This window comes from Streptomyces sp. NPDC015346 (assembly GCF_043078785.1).
Lineage (GTDB): Bacteria > Actinomycetota > Actinomycetes > Streptomycetales > Streptomycetaceae > Streptomyces.
The window spans coordinates 381,513-400,629 of sequence record NZ_JBIBTW010000006.1 but is presented as its reverse complement, the minus strand read 5'-3'; the positions used below and the strand labels follow the sequence as shown (position 1 = coordinate 400,629).

The following is a 19,117-nucleotide window of genomic DNA, read 5'->3' as shown; positions in this document are numbered from 1 at the left end:
TTCCGTCTCTGCGGCCGCCGGGGCCTCACGCGGCGGCGCCGGCCTCCGTCTCGTAGGGGAAGCGGGCGAACGGGGTCTCGCGCTGGAAGAAGGTCTTGGCACGGATCATCGCCTGTTTGTCGGCCCGCACCCGGCCGGGGCGGGAGCCGGTGCCCGTCAGGACGCCGCCGAACCGCATCCGCAGGTAGGCCGCCGAATGGTTCAGGGTGGTCTCCAGGGCGCCCGCGACGACGTGGTCGGCGTCGGCCATGGCCGTCACACCCCACAGCGTCCGGCCCGCCATCCGCTCCTTGAAGTCCGAGTCGGGCGTGTTCAGCCAGCCCGACCAGTAGTCGAGGTAGCGCTTGGTCTGGGCGGAGAGGCTGTACCAGTACAGGGGCGAGGCGATGACGATGTCGGTGGCCTCCAGCGTGGCCTGCCTCAGCAGCTCCTCGTTCTCCCCGGCCGGCCAGCCGGCGGTCTCGTGCCGCCCGTCCTGGAAGTCGGGCAGGGGCAGCCGGTTCAGGTCCACCCAGCGCTGGGGGACACCGGCGGGGAGGTGCGCCGCGGCGGCTCGCGCCAGGATTTCGGTGTTGCCGTCGGAGCGTGAGCTGCCGAGAACGAAGAGGAACGAGCGGTCCGCGTCACGCGTGGCGTCGAGAGTCATGTCTGCTCCGGTCTCGTGGGTGCCCCGTTGCCAACTTCGCTGCTTCGGAAGGTATTCCGGCTGCCATCGGCCCCGCCGATGGGCCCATCGGCAGGACCCCCCACTGGCTCGTGGACCGGCCCCGGGCCCCGTCCGTAGCGTCGGCGGCATGAGAAACGAGAGCGCAACGCAGACCAGGGGAACCGTCGAGCTGACCCTCGCCATGGTGCTCTCCGGGACCCTGGGGATCTTCGTCGTCGAGTCCGGGGCGTCGCCCCTGAACGTGGTGTTCTTCCGGTGCCTGTTCGGGGCCGCCGCCCTCGGCGCGTACAGCCTGGCCCGGGGCTACTTCACCGGGCACGGGTTCACGCCGAAGAAGCTCGGACTCGCCGTGCTCGGTGGGGTGTTCATCGTCTTCAACTGGGTTCTGCTCTTCGAGGCGTACGAGGCCACGTCGATCTCCTTCGCCACCGTCGTCTACCACACCCAGCCGTTCTTCCTCGTGGTCTTCGGCGCCGTGCTCTTCCGGGAGCGGATCACGGCCGCGAAGTTCGGCTGGCTCGCCGTCGCCTTCGTCGGGCTCGTCCTCGTCTCCGGCATCCGGCCCGGCGACACCGCCTCCCTCAAGGGCCTCGGACTCGCGCTCGCCGCCGCCGTTCTCTACGCCCTGTCGACGATCGTCACCAAGCGGATCACCGGCGTACGCCCCCACCTCGTCGCGCTCGTCCAGGTGCTGGCCGGCATCCCGCTGCTGCTGCCCTTCGCCGACTTCGGCGCGGCCTCGCGGCTCGGTGCCGGGTGGGGGTGGCTCGTCGGGCTCGGGCTCATCCACACCGGCCTGATGTACGTCCTGATGTACGCCGCCTACCAGAAGCTGCCCACCGCCAAGATCGCCGTCCTCGCCTTCACCTACCCGGCCGTCGCGATGTTCGCCGACTGGGCGGTGTACGGGCACCACATCGGCCTCGTCCAGGCGCTCGGCGTCCCGCTGATCGTGCTGGCCAGCCTGAAGATCACCCTGTCGGGGTCTGCTCCCGCACGAGCCGCCGTGCCTGCTCCACGAACAGCCGCACATGCGCCGGCAGCCGCTTCCCCCGCCGCCACGCGATCTGAGTGACGAGAGTGAACGGCGGTTCCCAGTCCAGCTCGACCAGCGCCCCGGACGCCAGCTCCTCGGAGACGGTGACCCGGGGCAGCAGGGCGATCCCGAGCCCGGTGGCCACGCCCCGCTTCGTCGCCTCGATCGTCCCGAACTCCATGAACGGCGGCGACCACTCGCTCAGCGCCGCCTCGAACAGGTCGCGGTACGGGCATCCCGGCTCGGTCCCCACCAGCTGGGCCGCCGCCAGGTCCGCCGGCGTCAGACCCGTACGTCCCGTCAGCGGGTGGCGTGGCGCCGCGACCAGGATCAGCGGCTCGGGCGCGAGGATCTCCGTCTCCAGGCCCTCGTGTTCCGTCTCGCGCTCCATCAGGAACCCGACGTCGTACGTGCCCTGACGCAGCGCCTGCCGGGTCTCGTCGCCGAGGGTGGGGCGCAGGGTCAGCCGCACCTTGGGGTAGCGGTGGTGGAAGAGCTCCAGGAGCGGCGGCAGCCGGTAGGAGGTCAGCGACTCCATCGTGCCGACGGCGATCGACCCGGCCGGCTCCTCGGCCTCCGCGACCGCGACCCGGGCCTCCTCCGTGAGCTCGATGATCCGGCGGGCGTACGGCAGGAGCCGCTCGCCGGCCTCGGTGAGCCGGATGCGGCTGCCGAGCCGTTCGAAGAGCTCCACGCCGAGGGAGGACTCCAGGGAGCGGACCTGGCCGGTCACGCTGGACTGGGCGTACTTCAGCTCGGCGGCGGCCCGGGTGAAGGAGAGGACGGTCGCGACCTTCTCGAAGGTGACCAGGAGCCGGAACTCCACGTCAGGACTTCTGCCCGTCGTCGCCCCGTTCGCCACCTCGTTCGCCACCTCGTTCGCCGTCTCGCTCGCCGCCCAGCTCGCCACCCCGTTCGCCGCCCGGCTCGCCCTGCTCGCGCTCCTTCCGCAGCTCCTCCTCGCGGCGGCGCAGGTCCGCCTCCCAGTCCTTGAGGACGGCCTGGTCCTTCTCGTTCTCGTCCTTGAGGGACTTCAGGAAGTCGGGGTTGTCGTCCGGCGCGACCCACTCGGTGCGGTGGTTGCGGTGCCACTCGGAGGGGGTGCGGCCGCCGGCGGGGGCCTTGCGCATCTTGCCCGCGGCGAACCACACGATCGGGCCGACGATCCAGAACAGCAGGATGATGATGACCCAGACGACCTTGGGCAGGTGCTTGGCCTCGTCCTCGGGGGTGTTGAGGCAGTCGATGAACGCGTAGATCGTCAGCGCCAGCGGCAGGATGTACATCAGTGCCCTGAGCATGTGGGACAGCCCCCTGGAAGCGATGCTGGAAGCAGTGGCAGGGCCCGTTTCGGCGGCCCCGGTGACAGGTCCAGCCTAGCCCGTGGCGGATACTGGCCCCTATGGCTTACGACGATCTCCGCTCGCTGCTGAGGGCCCTGGAACGCGAAGGCGACCTCAAGCGCATCAAGGCCGAAGTCGACCCGTACCTGGAGGTCGGGGAGATCGTCGACCGGGTGAACAAGGCGGGAGGCCCGGCGCTGCTCTTCGAGAACGTCAAGGGCTCCGCCATGCCGCTCGCGATGAACGTCTTCGGGACGGACCGCCGGCTGCTCAAGGCGCTCGGCCTCACGTCGTACGGAGAGATCAGCGAGAAGATCGGCGGGCTGCTCAAGCCCGAGCTTCCGCACGGTTTCGTCGGGGTACGGGAGGCCTTCGGCAAGCTGGGCTCGATGGTGCACGTGCCGCCGAAGAAGGTGAAGTCGGACAACGCCCCCGTCCATGAGGTCGTCCTCACCGGCGACGACGTCGACCTGGACCGGCTCCCGGCGCTCTTCACCTGGCCGAAGGACGGCGGCTCCTTCTTCAACCTGGGTCTGACGCACACCAAGCACCCGGAGACGGGCGTGCGCAACCTCGGGCTCTACCGCCTCCAGCGCCACGACAGGCGCACGATCGGCATGCACTGGCAGATCCACAAGGACAGCCGCAACCACTACGCGGTGGCGGCGGCGCGCGGCGAGCGGCTGCCGGTCGCGATCGCGTTCGGCTGCCCGCCGGCCGTGACGTACGCGTCGACGGCGCCGCTGCCGGGCGACATCGACGAGTACCTCTTCGCCGGCTTCGTGCAGGGCAAGCGGATCGAGATGGTCGACTGCAAGACCGTGCCGCTCCAGGTGCCGGCGAACGCGGAGGTCGTGATCGAGGGGTGGCTGGAGCCGGGCGAGATGCTCCCGGAGGGCCCCTTCGGCGATCACACCGGCTTCTACACGCCGCAGGAGCCGTTCCCGGCGCTGAAGATCGACTGCGTGACGATGCGGAAGCGTCCGCTGCTGCAGTCGATCGTGGTGGGCCGGCCGCCGACCGAGGACGGGCCGCTCGGCCGGGCGACGGAGCGTTTCTTCCTGCCCCTGCTGAAGATCATCGTGCCGGACATCGTGGACTACCACCTGCCGGAGTCCGGCGGCTTCCACAACTGCGCGATCGTCTCGATCGACAAGAAGTACCCGAAGCACGCGCAGAAGGTCATGCACGCCATCTGGGGCGCGCACATGATGTCGCTGACGAAGCTGATCATCGTGGTGGACAAGGACTGCGACGTGCACGACCTGCACGAGGTGTCCTGGCGGGCGCTCGGCAACACCGACTACGCCCGCGACCTGACCGTGGTCGAGGGCCCGGTCGACCACCTCGACCACGCGTCGTACCAGCAGTTCTGGGGCGGCAAGGCGGGCATCGACGCGACGAAGAAGCTTCCCGAGGAGGGCTACACCCGGGACGGCGGCTGGCCGGACATGGTGGAGTCCGACCCGGCGACGGCCGCGCTCGTGGACCGCCGGTGGAAGGAGTACGGCCTGTGACCGGCGCCGCCGCGGCCGCGCCGGTGCCCGGGCGCACCAAGGCCTTCCTGCGCCTCGTGATGATCGAGCACTCGGTCTTCGCGCTGCCCTTCGCGTACATCGCCTCGCTGACCGCGATGTTCCAGCGGGACCGGAACATCGACTGGCTCACGCTGCTCCTCGTCACCGTCTGCATGGTGGGGCTTCGGACCTTCGCGATGGCCTGCAACCGGATCATCGACCGCGAGATCGACGCCCGTAACCCGCGGACGGCCGGGCGGGAGCTGGTCACGGGGGCCGTGTCCGTGCGGTCGGCGTGGACCGGGGCGGGGATAGCGGTCGTCGTCTTCCTCGGGGCGGCGGCGCTGTTGAACCCGCTGTGCCTGGCGCTCGCGCCGCTCGCGGTCGTGCCGATGGTGATCTATCCGTACGGCAAGCGGTTCACGAACTTCCCGCACGCGATCCTGGGGCTCGCGCAGGCGATCGGGCCGATCGGGGCCTGGATCGCGGTGACGGGGGAGTGGTCCTGGGACGCGGTGATCCTGGGGCTCGCGGTCGGCGTGTGGATCGGCGGCTTCGACCTGATCTTCGCCTGCCAGGACGTGCAGGCGGACCGCGCGCACGGCGTGCTGTCGGTCCCGGCGCGCTTCGGCATCCCGGCGGCGCTGTGGGGGGCGCGCGGCTCGGCGGTCGTCACGACCGGGCTGCTCGTCTGGTACGCGCTGGCGACGCAGGCGGGGCTGTTCTTCTGGGTGGGGCTGGCGATCGTGGTGGTGGCGTTCTGCTACGAGCACACGATCGTGAAGCCGCACGACCTGTCCCGGCTGAACCGGGCCTTCTTCACGACGAACGGCTTCATCGGGATCTCGCTCTTCGTCTGCGCGCTGCTCGACCTGCTGGTGCGCGGGCTCACTCTCTAGCGAGGGTTACGGCGTGAGGGCCGGGCGCCGGTCCGCGGGGCGGAACAGGAAGGCGGCGCCCACGCCGGCCACGAGCCCGACGAGGTGCGCCTGCCAGCTGACCGCGCTGTCGGTGGGCAGGGCGCCGAGCAGCATGGTGCTGCCCCAGATCGCGGCGACCGTCACCCCCACGGCGATGCCGAGGAGCCTGCGCTCCACGAAGCCGCGGACGACGAGATAGCCGAAGAGGCCGAAGACCAGTCCGGACGCGCCCGCGGTGATCGAGTCGGTCGGGGAGAGCAGCCAGACGCCGATGCCGTCGGCGACGACGATCACCCCGCAGACGGCGAGGAAGCGGCGGATGCCGCCGAGCGCCGCGAGGAAGCCGAAGATCAGCAGCGGCACGCTGTTGGAGGCGACGTGGTCGAAGCCGAAGTGCAGGAAGGGGGCGGTGACGATCCCGCCGAGGCCGTCCGGGTCGCGGGCGACGATGCCGTACGCGTCGAGTGCGTGGCCGGTGGCGTGGTCGACGACCTCGAGCACCCAGAGGGCGGCCACCCAGACGAGCATCATCTTGGCGGCGGCCTTGCCCCGGCCGGCCGAGGTCACGCCACGGGTGTGCGGTGCGGTCATGGCAGCCCCCTGCGGTCGTACGCCCTACGCTTCCCCCCGGAAACGTCCGGGCCACCTTACTCAGTGCCCGCGACGGCGGGCCGGATAGGCTCATCGGCGTGGAACCGGTAGAGGAACAGCAGCGTCGTCCCTGGGTGGTCGGGGTGTCGGGGGCGTCGGGGACCCCGTACGCCGCCGCCGTGTTGAGGGGGCTGCTCGCGGCGGGGGAGAGCGTCGACCTGGTCGTCTCGCGGGCGTCGCGGCTGACGCTGCTCGACGAGACGGGCATCGCCTTCCGGGACGCGCACTGGCGCGAGGACCTGGCGGCCTGGCTGGCGCGGGGCGCCGACGGGAAGCCGGACACGTTCGCCGTGGACGTCGAGGGCGTGCGGTACTGGGCGGCCGGGGACCTGGCGGCGGGGCCGTCGTCGGGTTCGTACCCGGTGAAGGGGATGCTGATCGTGCCCGCGTCGACCGCCTCGGTGGCGGGCGTGGCGCTGGGGCTTTCGAAGGACCTGCTGCAGCGGGCGGCGAGCGTGACGCTGAAGGAGCGGCGGCCGCTGGTGGTCGCGGTGCGGGAGACCCCGCTGAACGGGCAGACGCTGAAGCATCTGGTGGCGCTGGACGAGGCGGGCGCCGTGGTGCTGCCCGCCTCTCCGGCGTTCTACGCGGGGGCGACGCACATCCAGGATCTGGTGGACTTCGTCGCCGGGCGCGTGCTCGACGCGGCGGGGGTGCCGCACCGGCTGTACCGCCGTTGGGAGGGAGAGCTCGGTGGCGGTGGTGCGGGCTCTCGGGGTGACTAGCGCTTCTCGGCGGGGCGCGCGTGGCGCACGGGACGGGCGCTGCGCGTCGTGCGCGTGGTGCGCTGCGTCTCGGCGCGCTGCGCAGCGGACGAAAGATCGTTTTTGATCTGCTGAAAGATTCACAGGGTGTCGGCCCCTGTGTACCTTGGATTTTATACCTAAACTCGCGGTATCGCTGGACAATGGAAGGCTTCGTACCTATGGACGCCGTGGACAGGCAGCTCATCCAGGCTCTGCGCGAGAACGGCAGGGCTTCGTACGCCGAGCTCGGCCGACTCGTCGGGCTCTCCGGCCCCTCCGTCACCGACCGCATCAACCGTCTGGAGGCGGCCGGTGTCATCACCGGCTACCGCGCCACCGTCGACGCCCGCTCGCTGGGCCTCGGCGTCACCGCCCTCATCGGCATCTCGCTCTCCGACGCGGCCGACCACGAGGACGTGGCGCGCCGGCTGAAGGACCTCGCCGAGATCGAGGACTGCTGGTTCATCGCCGGCGACGACTCGTTCATGCTCAAGGTGCGGGCGAACGACGTGGACGGCCTGGAGAAGACGATCCGCCGGCTGTCCGGCACCAAGGGCGTCTCCCGGACCCGTACCACCATCGTCCTCTCCACGAAGTGGGAGAACCGGGTCGGAGATCTGCCCGAGGAGGGCTGAGGGTAGCGTGGGTGGAGCCTGATTTCGGAGATATGGGAGGCGGCCTCGATGGACGCGGGACTCAAGCGCGAGCTGGAGCAGAAGGTCCGGGCCGGTGAGCGGCTGAGCCGTGAGGACGGCATCGCCCTCTACGAGTCCGACGACCTGGCCTGGCTCGGCGGCCTCGCCCACGAGGTCCGGACCCGTAAGAACGGTGACGTCGTCCACTTCAACGTCAACCGTCACCTCAACATGACGAACGTGTGCACCGCCTCCTGCGCGTACTGCTCCTTCCAGCGCAAGCCGGGCGAGAAGGACGCGTACACGATGCGCATCGAGGAGGCCGTCCGCCTCGCCAAGGCGATGGAGGGCGAGAACCTCACCGAGCTGCACATCGTCAACGGGCTCCACCCCAACCTGCCCTGGCGCTACTACCCGCGCTCCCTCTCCGAGCTGAAGAAGGCCCTGCCGAACGTCTCGCTGAAGGCGTTCACGGCCACCGAGATCCACCACTTCGAGACGATCTCCGGCATGTCGGCCTCCGACATCCTGGACGAGCTGATCGAGGCCGGCCTGGAGTCCCTGACCGGCGGCGGCGCGGAGATCTTCGACTGGGAGGTCCGCCAGCACATCGTGGACCACCGGACCCACTGGGAGGACTGGTCCCGGATCCACCGCCTCGCGCACGAGAAGGGGCTGAAAACCCCTTCGACGATGCTGTACGGGCACATCGAGGAGCCCCGGCACCGCGTCGACCACGTGCTGCGGCTGCGTGAGCTCCAGGACGAGACCGGCGGCTTCCAGGTCTTCATCCCGCTGCGCTACCAGCACGACTTCGTCGACATGCAGGACGGCAAGGTCCGCAACAGGCTCCAGGCGCGCACGACGATGGCGACCGGCGCCGAGGCCCTGAAGACCTTCGCGGTCTCCCGGCTCCTCTTCGACAACGTGCCGCACGTCAAGGTCTTCTGGGTCATGCACGGCGTCCAGACCGCGCAGCTGGCGCTCCAGCACGGCGCCGACGACATGGACGGCTCGGTCGTCGAGTACAAGATCACGCACGACGCCGACAACTACGGCACGCCGAACAAGCTGACCCGCGACGACCTGCTCGAACTGATCCGGGACGCAGGCTTCCGTCCGGTGGAGCGCAACACGCGGTACGAGATCATCCGCGAGTACCCGGGGCCGGACGCGGGCCGCCGGGAGTCGCCGCAGCCGATGCGGGTCTGACCCCCTTCTCTGTCGATGTGTCGATGTGAGGACGGCCGTGGTGCGCGGGGACGCGCACCGCGGCCGTCTTGCTGTGCGGAATCCCCTTGAGCGGTGTGGGGGTAATGTCTACTCTCGCTCCATGCCACTTACCACGCCGCTTACCTTCGAGCTGGATCCCCCGGTCACCCCGGCCCTGCGGGACGGCATCCTGCGCCTGTGGGCGGACGTCTCCAACGCGGGCGGCGCCGTCGGCTTCGTCCCGCCCGTGGAGGTCGACGAGGTACGGCCCGAGCTGGTCAAGCACCTCGCCGCCATGACCGAGGGCCGGATGCGGCTGGTCGCCGGTTTCGAGGAGGACGGCACCGTCGCCGCCACCGCCTTCGTCGCGTACAACGCCCACCGCCTGATGAGGCACTGGGTGTGGCTCTACACCGTCATGGTCCACCCCTCCCACCAGGGCAAGGGGTACGGGCGCGACCTCATGGCCGCCGTCGAGCGCGAGGTCCGCGGCCTCGGGGGGATCGAGGCCATCCGGCTCGCCTGCCGCGGCGGCACGGGCGTCGACCGCTTCTACGCCTCCTGCGGCTACAAGGAGGTCGGGCGCGTGCCGGACGCGATCCGCGTCGCCGAGGGGGACGACCGCGACGACATCATCATGCTGCTCCCGCTGACTTGATCCCTTTCGTCCCATGCTTCACTGGACGCGACCAGTGAAGAAGAGAAAGGGGCCGTCGTGTCCGAGAACGGAACGGGTGCCGCCACCCTCCGCTACACCCTCATGCGCATCGGCATCTTCGCCGGCTGCTTCTTCGTGCTCTGGGGTCTGGTCTACATCGGCGCCCTGCCGCGCGGCCTCGGCGACTCCAACCTGCTCTGGGTCCTCGTCCTCTCCGTCGTGATCTCCGCGCCGCTCAGCTTCGTGCTGCTGCGCAAGCAGCGGGACGCGATGTCGGAGGGGATCGCGGCCAAGGTCGACCGGGCGAAGACGAAGCTCGAGTCGAACCGGTCCCGGGAGGACGCCCTGTAGCGGCGTCGTAAAGGGTAGAGGCGCCGTAAAGGGCGCGTAAGTTTCCTCACACGCACAGCAGCGCACAGCACCCCGGTCATGAGCTTCCAAGGCTCCTGACCGGGGTGTTCTGCGTTTCGGAGGCTGTTCGACCTCCCGGGACCCCAAAGAAGGGCTTTGAGCATCTCAAAGTTCAAGTGTTAACGTGTTCGGCATGAAGACAGCTGTGCGCCCCCTCGATGCCGTGAGCACCCCGCTCGTGGCGCGCCTGCATGTCGATCTGTGCCGCTGTATGTCCGCGGTCTGTTGCCGCGAGCTCTGACCCGGCATCATGCAGCGGCACCGCCTGAGCGCGTGTGTGCCGCACCCCCGTCCCGTATTTCCCCGATACGCACCTGTGGAGTGTGTCTGTGTCCGCGTCCGCGTCCGCGCCCGTGACGAAGTCTCCGTCCCGCATACCGAAGGTCCCCTTCTGGGCCCAGATCGTCGCCGGTCTCGTGCTCGGCGTCCTGCTCGGCTGGCTCGCCCGCAGCCAGGACGTCAGCTGGCTCAAGGAGACCCTCGGCCAGGTCGGCGACATCTTCGTCCAGCTCCTGAAGCTCGCCGTCGCCCCGCTCGTCTTCTTCGCGATCCTGGTGTCCATCACCAACCTGCGCAAGGTCAACAACGCCGCCAGGCTGGCCGCCCAGACGCTCGTCTGGTTCATGATCACCTCGCTGATCGCGGTCGCCATCGGCCTCACGATCGGCCTGCTCACCAACCCCGGCGCCGGCACCGGCCTCACGCCGCAGGACGGCAAGCTGCCGAAGCGCGAGGGCACCTGGATCGACTTCCTGACCGGGATCATCCCCTCGGACGTCATCACGCCCTTCACCGAGCTGAACGTCCTGCAGATCGTCTTCATGGCCGCCGTCGCCGGCGTCGCCGCGCTGAAGCTCGGTGACCGCGCCAAGCCGATCCTCACGCTCGCCGAGTCGATCCTGGAGCTGCTCCAGAAGGCCCTGTGGTGGGTCATCCGCCTCGCCCCGATCGGCACCGTCGGCCTCATCGGCTTCGCCATCGCCGACTACGGCTGGGAGCTGATCGGCAAGTACGCGACCTTCACCGCCGACGTCTACATCGGCTGCGCGCTCGTCCTCTTCGGTGTCTACCCGCTGCTGCTGGCGACCGTCGCCAAGGTCAACCCGATCCAGTTCTTCAAGGGCGCCTGGCCGGCCATCCAGCTGGCCTTCGTGTCCCGCTCCTCGGTCGGCACCATGCCGGTCACCCAGAAGGTCACCGAGCGCCTCGGCGTCCCGAAGGAGTACGCCTCCTTCGCCGTCCCGTTCGGCGCCACGACCAAGATGGACGGCTGCGCCGCGATCTACCCGGCGCTCGCCGCGATCTTCATCGCGCAGATCTTCGACGTGCAGCTGGGCATCCAGGACTACCTGCTGATCGCCTTCGTCTCGGTCGTCGGCTCGGCGGCCACCGCCGGCCTCACCGGCGCGACGGTCATGCTGACCCTGACCCTCTCCACGCTGGGCCTCCCGCTGGAGGGCGTGGGCCTGCTGATGGCGATCGACCCGATCCTCGACATGATCCGCACCGCGACGAACGTCGCCGGCCAGGCCCTGGTCCCGGTCATCGTCGCGGCCCGCGAGAAGATCCTGGACCACGACGTCTACAACGCGGCGTCGTCCTCCCCGATCGAGGAGTACGAAGCCCGCGAGGCGGAGCGGAAGGTGGCGGTCCCGGCCACGGCCTGACCGCGTCCGTAGCTCTTTGATGCCCATGTCCCCGCCGCGGGGGCATGGGCATCACCGCGTTACGACTTTCGGCAGTGCCGGATGGTCCACGTCTTCCGTACCGTCACGTCTGTGAACGAGACCACGACCGAAGACGAGAGGGCGGCCGGAGGCGGTGCGGCCGGCTTCCGGCGGGTGTTTGATCCAGGCAACCTGCTGGCGGGGGCTACGACGGTAGCGGCCGGTTTGAGTGTGGTGAGCCTGTGGTGGGCTCTGCCGACCGTGATCACCGCGTTCCTGGCGGGGCGGCGGCCTGGAAGAATCCGTCCGACAGCACTGGTACTGATCGCGGTTCTCGCAGCCGGAGTGGTGGCCGCGTCCATGGTGCCCTCGTGGCTCGCGTGGGGGAGCCGGTTCGTGGGGGTGGTGGTCCTCGCCGCCATGCTGCCCTGGTTCGCGGGCCGGTTCTGGCGGCAGCACCAGGAACTGATCAAGGCTGGTTGGGAGCGGGCCGAGCATCTGGAACGAGAGCGGCGGTTGGTCGCCGAGCAGGCCAGGCTGCTTGAGCGGGCGCGCATCGCGCAGGACATGCATGACGTACTCGGCCATGACCTCAGCCTCATCGCGCTGTCGGCCGGCGCCCTGAAGCTCGCGCCAGGCATGGAAGACCGTCATCGGCTGGCTGCCCAGGACATAAGGGCCAAGGCCGCGGCCGCGGTGGAGCGTCTTGGCGAGGTGATCGGTGTCCTGCGTGAGGAGACGGAAGACGCACCGATGCGGCCGTCCAGCTCCAGCCTTGCGCATCTTGTGGGCGAGGCGTCCGCGTCCGGGCTCGCGGTCGAACTGCGTGTCGATGGCGAGAGGGCCGATCTTCCCCCAGTGGTCGAGCGAGCCGCCCATCGCGTCGTGCAGGAAGCACTGACGAATGTGGCCAAGCACGCCTCCCGGGCGGCGACGACGGTCCACGTGTCGCATACGGCGACAGAAACAAAGGTCATGGTGAAGAACGGCCCCGCGTCGGCTCCGGTTGGTCCTCGTCCCCGGAGTGGAGGCCGCGGCCTCGTCGGTCTCGATGAACGAGTCCGGCTGGCCGGAGGCTCCTTCGAGTACGGCCCCCAGGACGGCGGCGGGTTCGCGGTCGTCGCCCGGCTTCCGCACCTGCCCCCGGCACAGCGACCGCGAACTGCCGCCCCCACTCCTCATCGGCAGGGGGACGAACTGCCGCAGGAGTATCGCCACGCTCGACGCCGTGCCGGCCGGACCCTGGTCATGGCGGTGATGCTGCCCCTGGTGACCGGCGCGGTGCTGAGCGGAACGCTGATGGGGTGGGAGACGCTGTCGGCGTCGCGCTCGGTGCTGGACCCGCGCGACTACGCCCGCCTGCGAGTGGGGCAGGATCGCTCCGAGGTGGAGCGTGTGCTGCCGGACCGTCAGACGATCCACCGCCCGTCGGCTACCGAACCCAAGGGACGAGGCATTACGTGCGAGTACTACGCGATGACAGCCGACCGGTTCGACGACCGGTCCGGAGACGCGTACCGGCTGTGCTTCCAGAGGGACACGCTGGTGTCTCTCGATGCCCTGACGCCCTGAGCGTTCGATGATCCGGGTGCTGATCGCCGACGACGAGGCGATGATCCGTGCGGGCGTGCGGGCCGTACTGTCCACCGATCCAGGCATCGACATCGTCGCCGAGGCCGCCGACGGACAGGACGCTGTGGAACTGGTCCGGCGCCATCGCCCCCAGGTGGCCGTGCTCGACATCCGTATGCCGAAGGTCAACGGCATCGAGGCAGCGGCGGAGATCCACCGGACGGTGCCGACCACCGGTGTGATCATGCTGACGACGTTCGGGGAAGACGACTACATCCTCCAGGCGCTGGGCGGCGGCGCCGCCGGTTTCCTGATCAAGTCGGGCGAGCCCGAGGAGTTGGTCGCGGGAGTCCGTGCTGTTGCCGACGGCGCCGCCTACCTGTCACCGAAGGTCGCGGCCCGAGTGGTCGCGCACCTCGCGTCGAGCGGCGCCGGTGCCCTGGCCAGTCGGCGCGGCGCTGCCCGTGAGCGGGTCAATGGGCTCACCGCCCGGGAACGCGAAGTGCTGTCGTTCCTCGGCAGCGGGTTGTCCAATGGCCAGATCGCCCGTCGGCTGCATGTGGTGGAAGGAACGGTCAAGGCGCACGTCAGCTCCGTCCTGGCTCGTCTGGGTGTGGACAACCGGGCCGCTGCCGCCGTCGTGGCCCATGAGGCCGGCATTGTTCCCCCACCAGCGCCTGAGCAGCAGTGATGTCGCCCGTACCGCGAGCGGCATCACGGCGAGCAACACAGCAGCCGCGACCGTACCGCCGAGAACCGCGCCGGCGAGCACGTCATGTGGGTAGTGGACTCCCACCAGGACGCGCAGAAGTGCCGCCGCCCCGGCCAACGGCAGTGTCACGAAAGCCAGGCGTGGCCGCCGCATGGCCAGCCCGACCGCGAGAGCGGCGGCCAGGGTGGCGTGGTTACTCGGAAAAGACCAGTCCCCCGCCCCCGGACACTCCGCGATCGCCTCGACCCCTCGCAGCGCTCGGCAGGGCCGCTCCTCGTCCACGACCAGTTTCAGTGCCTCGCTGATCGCATAGGCGGCAACGGTGCCGACACCGATCATGACGGCCCCTGCGGCGCCGGCAACGTCCTTGTGGCGGACCGCGGTCCAGCACAGCCAGAACAGCGACAGTCCAAGGATCACCAGGGTGCCCTCGGTCGCCACCTCAAGAAGCGAGCCCATCCATGCCGGTGCGTCCGCCACAGCTCCGGTCACCGACCGGTACGCGGATACCGAAGCCCCCTGCGTGACCTCAGTCGCGCCGGCCTCGCCCAGCCCGCCGGGGGACAGCCGGACAATCGCTCCAGCTCCCGCTCCCAGCAATGCCACGGAGCCCAGCAGCCGGGCGACCCGTATGTTCTCTCGAGAGTGCGTTTCCATGGCGCCGAACGTAGGAGCGGCAACAGTCGGAATCCTGAGCCGAACGGCAAGGTCGGACTTGGACGATGGTCAGGGTTGACACCACCGCCGCCGGAGAGGCAGCCGCGTGAGCGTCCCGTAGGCTCTCCACCGACCAGCGAGCGGGGTGGGGAAGGATGTCCGACGTGGGTGCCACGAAGGCCAAGCGGATGCCGCGCGCCGTGCGCGAGCAGCAGATGATGGACGCCGCTGTGCAGACCTTCGGGCAGCGGGGGTACCAGGCCGCGTCCATGGACGACATCGCCGAACTCGCGGGCGTCTCCAAGCCGCTCGTCTATCTCTACCTGAACTCCAAGGAAGACCTCTTCACCGCCTGCATCCGGCGCGAGGCGAAGGCGTTGCTCGCCGCGGTGGCCGCGGCCGTCGATCCGCGGCTGCCGGCCGACGAGCAGCTGTGGGCCGGGCTGCTCGCCTTCTTCACGCACACCGCCGAGCATCCGGACGGCTGGGCGGTGCTCAACCGGCAGGCGCGGACGCACGGGGAACCGTTCGCCAGCGAGGCCGCGCAGATGCGGGACGAGATCGTGGCGTACGTGGCGACGCTGATCGGTGCCGCCGCGAAGGAGACCCACCGTGCGACGCACCGCGATCCGGAGCTGGCCGAGCGGGATGTCGCCGGGCTGTCCCAGGCCCTGGTCGGCGCGGCGGAGTCGCTGGCCGGCTGGGCGAACGAGACGCCGGGGATGACGGCCTGGGAGTCCGCCGCGACGCTGATGAACTTCGCGTGGGCGGGCCTGGGCAACCTCATGAAGCACGAGCGCTGGTCGCCGAGGTGACGCCGGTGAGGTGCAGGCGCTCCCCGGACCGTAGTTGGAAGGCGCCGCGCCCGTCGGACGCGTAGGCGACCGTGCGCGGTAGCAGGATCGGCGCCTTGAACTCCGCTCTTACGGCGGTGAGTTCGCCGTCCGGGTCGGCTTCCGCCAGGCAGCGGGCGAGGGTCCACATGCCGTGCGCGACCGTCCCCGGGAAGCCGAAGGCCCGTGCGGCGAGCGGGTGGAGGTGGATGGGGTTGCGGTCGCCCGACACGGCGGCGTAGCGGCGGCCGAGGTCGGCGGGGAGGTGCCAGGCGGCGACCTCAGGAAGCGGAAGCGGTACGAAGGGTGCGCGGGGCTCCTCGGGCGGTCCCGGCGGGCGCCCGTGCCGGGCCAGATAGCCGCTGCGCGACTCCCACACCAGCCGCCCCGCGAGCCGGGCCTCGGTCACCATCGTGGCCTCGGTGCCCCGGCGGTGCGGGGCGAGCCCCTCGGCGTACACGGTGATCTCCGGGCGGTCCTCCGAGGTCAGCGGGGTGTGCCGGCTGATCGTGATCCAGGTGTGGACCAGGCCGAGCAGGGGCAGCGGGAAGTCCCGGCGGGACATCAGCCGCATCGCGGCGGGGAAGCCGAGGACGTGGGGGTACGTGAGGGGGAGCGGCGCGAGCCGATCAGGACCGAAGCCGCAGACGCGGGCGTACGCGGCGAGGTGTCCGGGGTCGATCCGCAGCGGGCCGCCGACGATCCGGGCCTCGGGCGCGCGGGCGTCCGGGCCGACCTTCGTGAAGGGGGAACGGACCACGGCCCCGGCCAGGGCGAGCAGGTGTCGCGGCGTCGCTGTCACGGCCATTGTCCTGGCTCCTTGCCCGGTCGTAGATTTACTCCGGAGTAAGGTTACTTGTTGGTTGGGGAGTTGACCGTCCGTTCCGACGACCGAGGAGCCGCACGTGTCCGTCGCCACCCCCTCACACCCGGAGATCCCGCCGCCGGTCGAGCCGCACCGGACCGTCGTCGACGGACGGGTGCGGGAGGTCTCCGTACCCCCGCTCGTCCCTCCCGTACGGCGGGGCTCGCTCGCCGACCTCCCCTACGACAACGCCCGCGACGACCCCGGCGCCGTCGTCTTCGGCCGCAAGCGCCCCGACGGCACCTGGGCCGATGTCACCGCCTCCGCCTTCGCGGCCCAAGTCCACTCCGTGGCCAAGGGGTTGATCGCCGAAGGGCTCCGCCCCGGGGACCGGCTCGCCCTCATGGCCCGTACCACCTACGAGTGGACCCTGCTCGACTTCGCCGCCTGGGCCGCCGGCCTGATCACCGTCCCCGTCTACCCCACCTCCTCCGCCTTCCAGACCCGCTGGATCCTCCAGGACTCCGGCGCCACCGCCTGCGTCGTCGAGGACATGACCCAGGCCCGGACCGTCTCCACCGAGCGCCGCGGACTGCCCGGCCTTGCCCACCTCTGGGTCCTCGACAGCGGCGCCGTCGACCACCTGCGCCGGGCCGGGGCGCACGTCCCCGACGAGGCCGTCACCGCGCGCCGCGGACTGCTCACCCCCGACACCCTCGCCACCCTCATCTACACCTCGGGCACCACCGGCCGCCCCAAGGGCTGCGCCCTGACCCACGCCAACTTCTTCGCCGAGGCCGACAACGCGGTCGCCCTCCTGCACCCCGTCTTCCGCTCGGTCAGCAAGGAGCCCGCCTCGACCCTGCTCTTCCTGCCCCTGAACCATGTCTTCGGGCGGATGGTGGCCATCGGCTGCGTACGGGCGCGGGTACGGCTCGGGCACGCGCCGTCGATCGAGAACGACGACCTGCTGAGCGACCTGGCCGGCTTCCGGCCCACGTTCCTGCTCGCCATCCCGTACGTCCTGGAGAAGGTCTTCCACACCGCCCGCGCCACGGCGGAACGGATGGGCCGGGGCGCCTCCTTCGACCGCGCGGCACGGGTCGCCGAGCGGTACGGGCACGCCCCGGCGCCGTCCCTCGGGCTGCGGGCGGCCCGGGCGCTGTACGACCCGCTGGTCTACCGGCGGATCAGGGCGGCGCTCGGCGGCCGGGTCCGGTACGTGATCTGCGGCGGGTCGCCGCTGGGCGCCCGGCTCTCGGAGTTCTACGCGGGCGCGGGCGTGGAGGTCTTCGAGGGGTACGGACTGACCGAGACGACCGCCGCCTCGACGGTCACCCCGCCGCAGCGGCCGCGCACCGGGACCGTCGGGTGGCCGCTGCCGGGGACGGCGGTGCGGATCGCGGACGACGGCGAGGTCTGGCTCAAGGGCGGCCATGTCTTCGCCGGCTACTGGGACTCCCAGCGCGGGGAGGCCCTGCCCCACACCTCCGAGGGCTGGTTCCCGACCGGGGATCTGGGCGCGCTCGACGCGGACGGCTACCTGCGGATCACCGGCCGGAAGAAGGACGTCCTGATCACCTCGGCCGGCAAGAACGTCGCTCCCGGCCCGCTGGAGGACTGGCTGCGCGCCCACCCGCTGGTGAGCCAGTGCGTGGTCGTCGGCGACAACCGTCCGTACGTCACGGCGCTGATCAGCCTCGACCACGAGGGTCTTGTGCACTGGCGGCGGATGCGGAAGAAGGACCACATCGCGCTCTGGGAGCTGACCCGGGACGAGGAGCTCCTGGCCGTACTCCAGCGGGCGGTGGACGAGGCGAACCGGCTCGTCTCACGGGCCGAGTCGATCCGTGCCTTCCGCCTCCTGACGACCGAGTTCTCCGAGGCCGCCGGACACCTCACGCCGTCCCTGAAGCTGAAACGGGCGGCGGTGATACGGGACTTCGCGCGGGAGATCGACGCCATGTACGCGGGCGAGTGAGGGCGCGGTCCGAGGACGCGCGCCCCTCCCCGCGCGAGCGCGCGCTCACACGCTGAGCGGAACCTCGTGGATCTCGTCCGCCGCGTGGCCCGTGCGCTCGTGGATGCGCTGGACCGCCTCGGCCGACGGGCCCGTGGAGAGGCAGTACACCGTTCCGGACTTGGGGTCCGCCCAGGCCCTTTCGAAGTGCACGCCCTCGTCCTTCTCGATGGCGAGGTCGGCCGCGTGGGCCTCCTTGAGCTGATCACCGGTGATGCCCACCATGTTGTGGTGGACGTCCATGTACGTTCCCATCTCGTCCCACCTCCTTCTCCCATGGTGCGCTCGCACGGCGATCACGGCCAGAGCAGCTCCCGGACCCAGCCGGCGCCGTCCCTGCGGTAGCGCAGCCGTACGTGCCGGCGCTCCTCGTCCCCCTGGAAGAACTCCACCTCGGCGGGCTCCAGGATGTAGAGCGTCCAGGTCTTCGACGCGGTCTCCGGCTCGGCGTTCGCCCGCTCCCAGGCCGCCGCGCTCGCCTCGGCGAGCACCTCGACCGACTCCAGGACCTCGCTCTGGCGCTGCACCAGCGCCGAGGCCAGGGCGCCCGTCGAGCGCGCGTGGAGGTCGGCGTACGACTCCTCGGGAGTCCCGGTGGCCACCCGGCCGCGGACCCGCACCTGGCGGCCCTGGCCGGGCCAGTAGAAGCCGAGCGCGGCCTCGGGCCGGGCGGCGAGCTGGCGGCCCTTGGCGCTGGTGGCGTGGGAGGCGAAGTGCCAGCCGCGGGCGTCGGCGTCGTGCAGCATCAGGACGCGGACGTCGGGGCGGCCGTCCGCGTCGGCGGTGGCCAGCGACATGACGTGCGGCTCGGTCTCCCCGGCCTCGGCCGCTGCCGTGAACCAGTCGTGGAAGAGGGTGAGCGGGTCGGCGGGCGCGGTGGACGGGTCGAAGGCGGGCAGCTCGGTGTCCCAGACCCGCAGCGAGTGGAGGGCGGTGCGAAAGTCGGTCATACGGCCACCGTAGGGCCCGGGCGGCCGGCCGCCGCCCGTACTCCCTCACCGGCACGGCGTGTGCCGCCTTCTGGATGTCGTCGTCTGTCTATGACGCTTGTATGG

20 protein-coding genes and 1 pseudogene are annotated in these 19,117 nt (G+C 70.5%); 13 read left to right on the top strand and 8 right to left on the bottom strand.

Annotated elements, in window-relative coordinates:
* Positions 1–25: 25 nt before the first annotated feature.
* A complete protein-coding gene (locus tag ACF06X_RS24120) occupies positions 26–646 on the bottom strand; it encodes a flavodoxin family protein (protein WP_392289358.1) in 621 nt (206 codons plus the stop codon).
* 148 nt (positions 647–794) lie between these two features.
* On the opposite strand from ACF06X_RS24120, the gene ACF06X_RS24115 reads away from it, so the two are divergent.
* Positions 795–1,742, top strand: a complete 948-nt coding sequence (locus ACF06X_RS24115) for a DMT family transporter (RefSeq protein WP_392289357.1) — start codon at positions 795–797, stop codon at positions 1,740–1,742.
* Here ACF06X_RS24115 and ACF06X_RS24110 read toward each other — a convergent pair.
* Both ACF06X_RS24110 and ACF06X_RS24105 read right to left on the bottom strand, forming a co-directional pair.
* Positions 1,639–2,529: a LysR family transcriptional regulator gene (locus ACF06X_RS24110; RefSeq protein ID WP_392289356.1), complete on the bottom strand. Its 891-nt coding sequence runs from the start codon at positions 2,527–2,529 to the stop codon at positions 1,639–1,641. The two genes, ACF06X_RS24115 and ACF06X_RS24110, sit on opposite strands and share 104 nt — an antisense overlap.
* A 1-nt stretch (position 2,530) precedes the next feature.
* A complete protein-coding gene (locus tag ACF06X_RS24105; RefSeq protein ID WP_392289355.1) occupies positions 2,531–3,004 on the bottom strand; it encodes a PLD nuclease N-terminal domain-containing protein in 474 nt (157 codons plus the stop codon).
* 101 nt (positions 3,005–3,105) lie between these two features.
* On the opposite strand from ACF06X_RS24105, the gene ACF06X_RS24100 reads away from it, so the two are divergent.
* Both ACF06X_RS24100 and mqnP read left to right on the top strand, forming a co-directional pair.
* Positions 3,106–4,563 carry a menaquinone biosynthesis decarboxylase gene (locus ACF06X_RS24100; RefSeq protein ID WP_392289354.1) on the top strand — a complete coding sequence of 486 codons (1,458 nt, stop codon included), beginning with the start codon at positions 3,106–3,108 and terminating at the stop codon, positions 4,561–4,563.
* A complete protein-coding gene (mqnP, locus tag ACF06X_RS24095; protein WP_392289353.1) occupies positions 4,560–5,462 on the top strand; it encodes a menaquinone biosynthesis prenyltransferase MqnP in 903 nt (300 codons plus the stop codon). The genes ACF06X_RS24100 and mqnP overlap by 4 nt, the downstream gene beginning before the upstream one ends.
* 6 nt (positions 5,463–5,468) lie before the next feature.
* Here the strand turns inward: mqnP and ACF06X_RS24090 are convergent, their stop codons facing one another.
* The gene (locus tag ACF06X_RS24090) at positions 5,469–6,074 is read right to left on the bottom strand and encodes a rhomboid family intramembrane serine protease (RefSeq protein WP_392289352.1); all 606 of its coding nucleotides are present in this window, start codon (positions 6,072–6,074) and stop codon (positions 5,469–5,471) included.
* A 98-nt stretch (positions 6,075–6,172) separates the two neighbouring features.
* On the opposite strand from ACF06X_RS24090, the gene ACF06X_RS24085 reads away from it, so the two are divergent.
* The 8 genes from ACF06X_RS24085 (at position 6,173) to ACF06X_RS24050 (ending at position 13,726) form a co-directional block, all read left to right on the top strand.
* Positions 6,173–6,859: a UbiX family flavin prenyltransferase gene (locus tag ACF06X_RS24085; protein ID WP_392289351.1), complete on the top strand. Its 687-nt coding sequence runs from the start codon at positions 6,173–6,175 to the stop codon at positions 6,857–6,859.
* A gap of 200 nt (positions 6,860–7,059) precedes the next feature.
* Positions 7,060–7,515: an Lrp/AsnC family transcriptional regulator gene (locus tag ACF06X_RS24080; RefSeq protein WP_355113733.1), complete on the top strand. Its 456-nt coding sequence runs from the start codon at positions 7,060–7,062 to the stop codon at positions 7,513–7,515.
* A 48-nt stretch (positions 7,516–7,563) separates the two neighbouring features.
* Positions 7,564–8,727, top strand: coding sequence for an aminofutalosine synthase MqnE (gene mqnE / locus ACF06X_RS24075; protein ID WP_392289350.1), 1,164 nt, complete (start codon positions 7,564–7,566; stop codon positions 8,725–8,727).
* 121 nt (positions 8,728–8,848) lie between these two features.
* Positions 8,849–9,385: a GNAT family N-acetyltransferase gene (locus tag ACF06X_RS24070; protein ID WP_392289349.1), complete on the top strand. Its 537-nt coding sequence runs from the start codon at positions 8,849–8,851 to the stop codon at positions 9,383–9,385.
* Positions 9,386–9,442: 57 nt separating this feature from the next.
* Positions 9,443–9,736, top strand: a complete 294-nt coding sequence (locus ACF06X_RS24065; RefSeq protein ID WP_392289348.1) for a DUF4229 domain-containing protein — start codon at positions 9,443–9,445, stop codon at positions 9,734–9,736.
* Between the two features lie 389 nt (positions 9,737–10,125).
* Entirely contained in the window at positions 10,126–11,463 is a 1,338-nt protein-coding gene (locus ACF06X_RS24060; RefSeq protein ID WP_392289347.1) for a dicarboxylate/amino acid:cation symporter, read from the top strand.
* A gap of 81 nt (positions 11,464–11,544) precedes the next feature.
* Positions 11,545–13,035 (top strand): sensor histidine kinase, encoded by a 1,491-nt coding sequence (locus tag ACF06X_RS24055; RefSeq protein ID WP_392289346.1) that lies wholly within the window; start codon positions 11,545–11,547, stop codon positions 13,033–13,035.
* Positions 13,036–13,042: 7 nt separating this feature from the next.
* The gene (locus ACF06X_RS24050) at positions 13,043–13,726 is read left to right on the top strand and encodes a response regulator (RefSeq protein WP_392289345.1); all 684 of its coding nucleotides are present in this window, start codon (positions 13,043–13,045) and stop codon (positions 13,724–13,726) included.
* A 39-nt stretch (positions 13,727–13,765) separates the two neighbouring features.
* Here ACF06X_RS24050 and ACF06X_RS24045 read toward each other — a convergent pair.
* Positions 13,766–14,086 (bottom strand): annotated as a pseudogene (locus tag ACF06X_RS24045) (phosphatase PAP2 family protein); the annotation flags it as partial.
* A 482-nt stretch (positions 14,087–14,568) separates the two neighbouring features.
* Between ACF06X_RS24045 and ACF06X_RS24040 the strand changes: the two are divergent.
* Positions 14,569–15,219 carry a TetR/AcrR family transcriptional regulator gene (locus ACF06X_RS24040; RefSeq protein WP_392289344.1) on the top strand — a complete coding sequence of 217 codons (651 nt, stop codon included), beginning with the start codon at positions 14,569–14,571 and terminating at the stop codon, positions 15,217–15,219.
* Here ACF06X_RS24040 and ACF06X_RS24035 read toward each other — a convergent pair.
* Positions 15,188–16,045, bottom strand: a complete 858-nt coding sequence (locus ACF06X_RS24035; RefSeq protein WP_392289343.1) for a MaoC family dehydratase — start codon at positions 16,043–16,045, stop codon at positions 15,188–15,190. The two genes, ACF06X_RS24040 and ACF06X_RS24035, sit on opposite strands and share 32 nt — an antisense overlap.
* A gap of 97 nt (positions 16,046–16,142) precedes the next feature.
* Between ACF06X_RS24035 and ACF06X_RS24030 the strand changes: the two genes are divergently transcribed.
* Positions 16,143–18,023 (top strand): AMP-dependent synthetase/ligase, encoded by a 1,881-nt coding sequence (locus ACF06X_RS24030; protein ID WP_392289342.1) that lies wholly within the window; start codon positions 16,143–16,145, stop codon positions 18,021–18,023.
* A gap of 45 nt (positions 18,024–18,068) precedes the next feature.
* Here the strand turns inward: ACF06X_RS24030 and ACF06X_RS24025 are convergent, their stop codons facing one another.
* The gene (locus ACF06X_RS24025) at positions 18,069–18,317 is read right to left on the bottom strand and encodes an SCO4226 family nickel-binding protein (RefSeq protein ID WP_392289341.1); all 249 of its coding nucleotides are present in this window, start codon (positions 18,315–18,317) and stop codon (positions 18,069–18,071) included.
* Positions 18,318–18,358: 41 nt separating this feature from the next.
* The gene (locus tag ACF06X_RS24020) at positions 18,359–19,012 is read right to left on the bottom strand and encodes a pyridoxal 5'-phosphate synthase (RefSeq protein ID WP_392289340.1); all 654 of its coding nucleotides are present in this window, start codon (positions 19,010–19,012) and stop codon (positions 18,359–18,361) included.
* Between the last annotated feature and the right edge of the window lie 105 nt (positions 19,013–19,117).

Coding starts and splice junctions, on each gene's coding strand:
- ACF06X_RS24120 (WP_392289358.1), bottom strand. CDS start 646: ATGACTCTCGACGCCACGCGTGACGCGGACCGCTCGTTCCTCTTCGTT.
- ACF06X_RS24115 (WP_392289357.1), top strand. CDS start 795: ATGAGAAACGAGAGCGCAACGCAGACCAGGGGAACCGTCGAGCTGACC.
- ACF06X_RS24105 (WP_392289355.1), bottom strand. CDS start 3,004: ATGCTCAGGGCACTGATGTACATCCTGCCGCTGGCGCTGACGATCTAC.
- ACF06X_RS24100 (WP_392289354.1), top strand. CDS start 3,106: ATGGCTTACGACGATCTCCGCTCGCTGCTGAGGGCCCTGGAACGCGAA.
- ACF06X_RS24090 (WP_392289352.1), bottom strand. CDS start 6,074: ATGACCGCACCGCACACCCGTGGCGTGACCTCGGCCGGCCGGGGCAAG.
- ACF06X_RS24080 (WP_355113733.1), top strand. CDS start 7,060: ATGGACGCCGTGGACAGGCAGCTCATCCAGGCTCTGCGCGAGAACGGC.
- mqnE (WP_392289350.1), top strand. CDS start 7,564: ATGGACGCGGGACTCAAGCGCGAGCTGGAGCAGAAGGTCCGGGCCGGT.
- ACF06X_RS24070 (WP_392289349.1), top strand. CDS start 8,849: ATGCCACTTACCACGCCGCTTACCTTCGAGCTGGATCCCCCGGTCACC.
- ACF06X_RS24055 (WP_392289346.1), top strand. CDS start 11,545: ATGGTCCACGTCTTCCGTACCGTCACGTCTGTGAACGAGACCACGACC.
- ACF06X_RS24050 (WP_392289345.1), top strand. CDS start 13,043: ATGATCCGGGTGCTGATCGCCGACGACGAGGCGATGATCCGTGCGGGC.
- ACF06X_RS24035 (WP_392289343.1), bottom strand. CDS start 16,045: ATGGCCGTGACAGCGACGCCGCGACACCTGCTCGCCCTGGCCGGGGCC.
- ACF06X_RS24025 (WP_392289341.1), bottom strand. CDS start 18,317: ATGGGAACGTACATGGACGTCCACCACAACATGGTGGGCATCACCGGT.
- ACF06X_RS24020 (WP_392289340.1), bottom strand. CDS start 19,012: ATGACCGACTTTCGCACCGCCCTCCACTCGCTGCGGGTCTGGGACACC.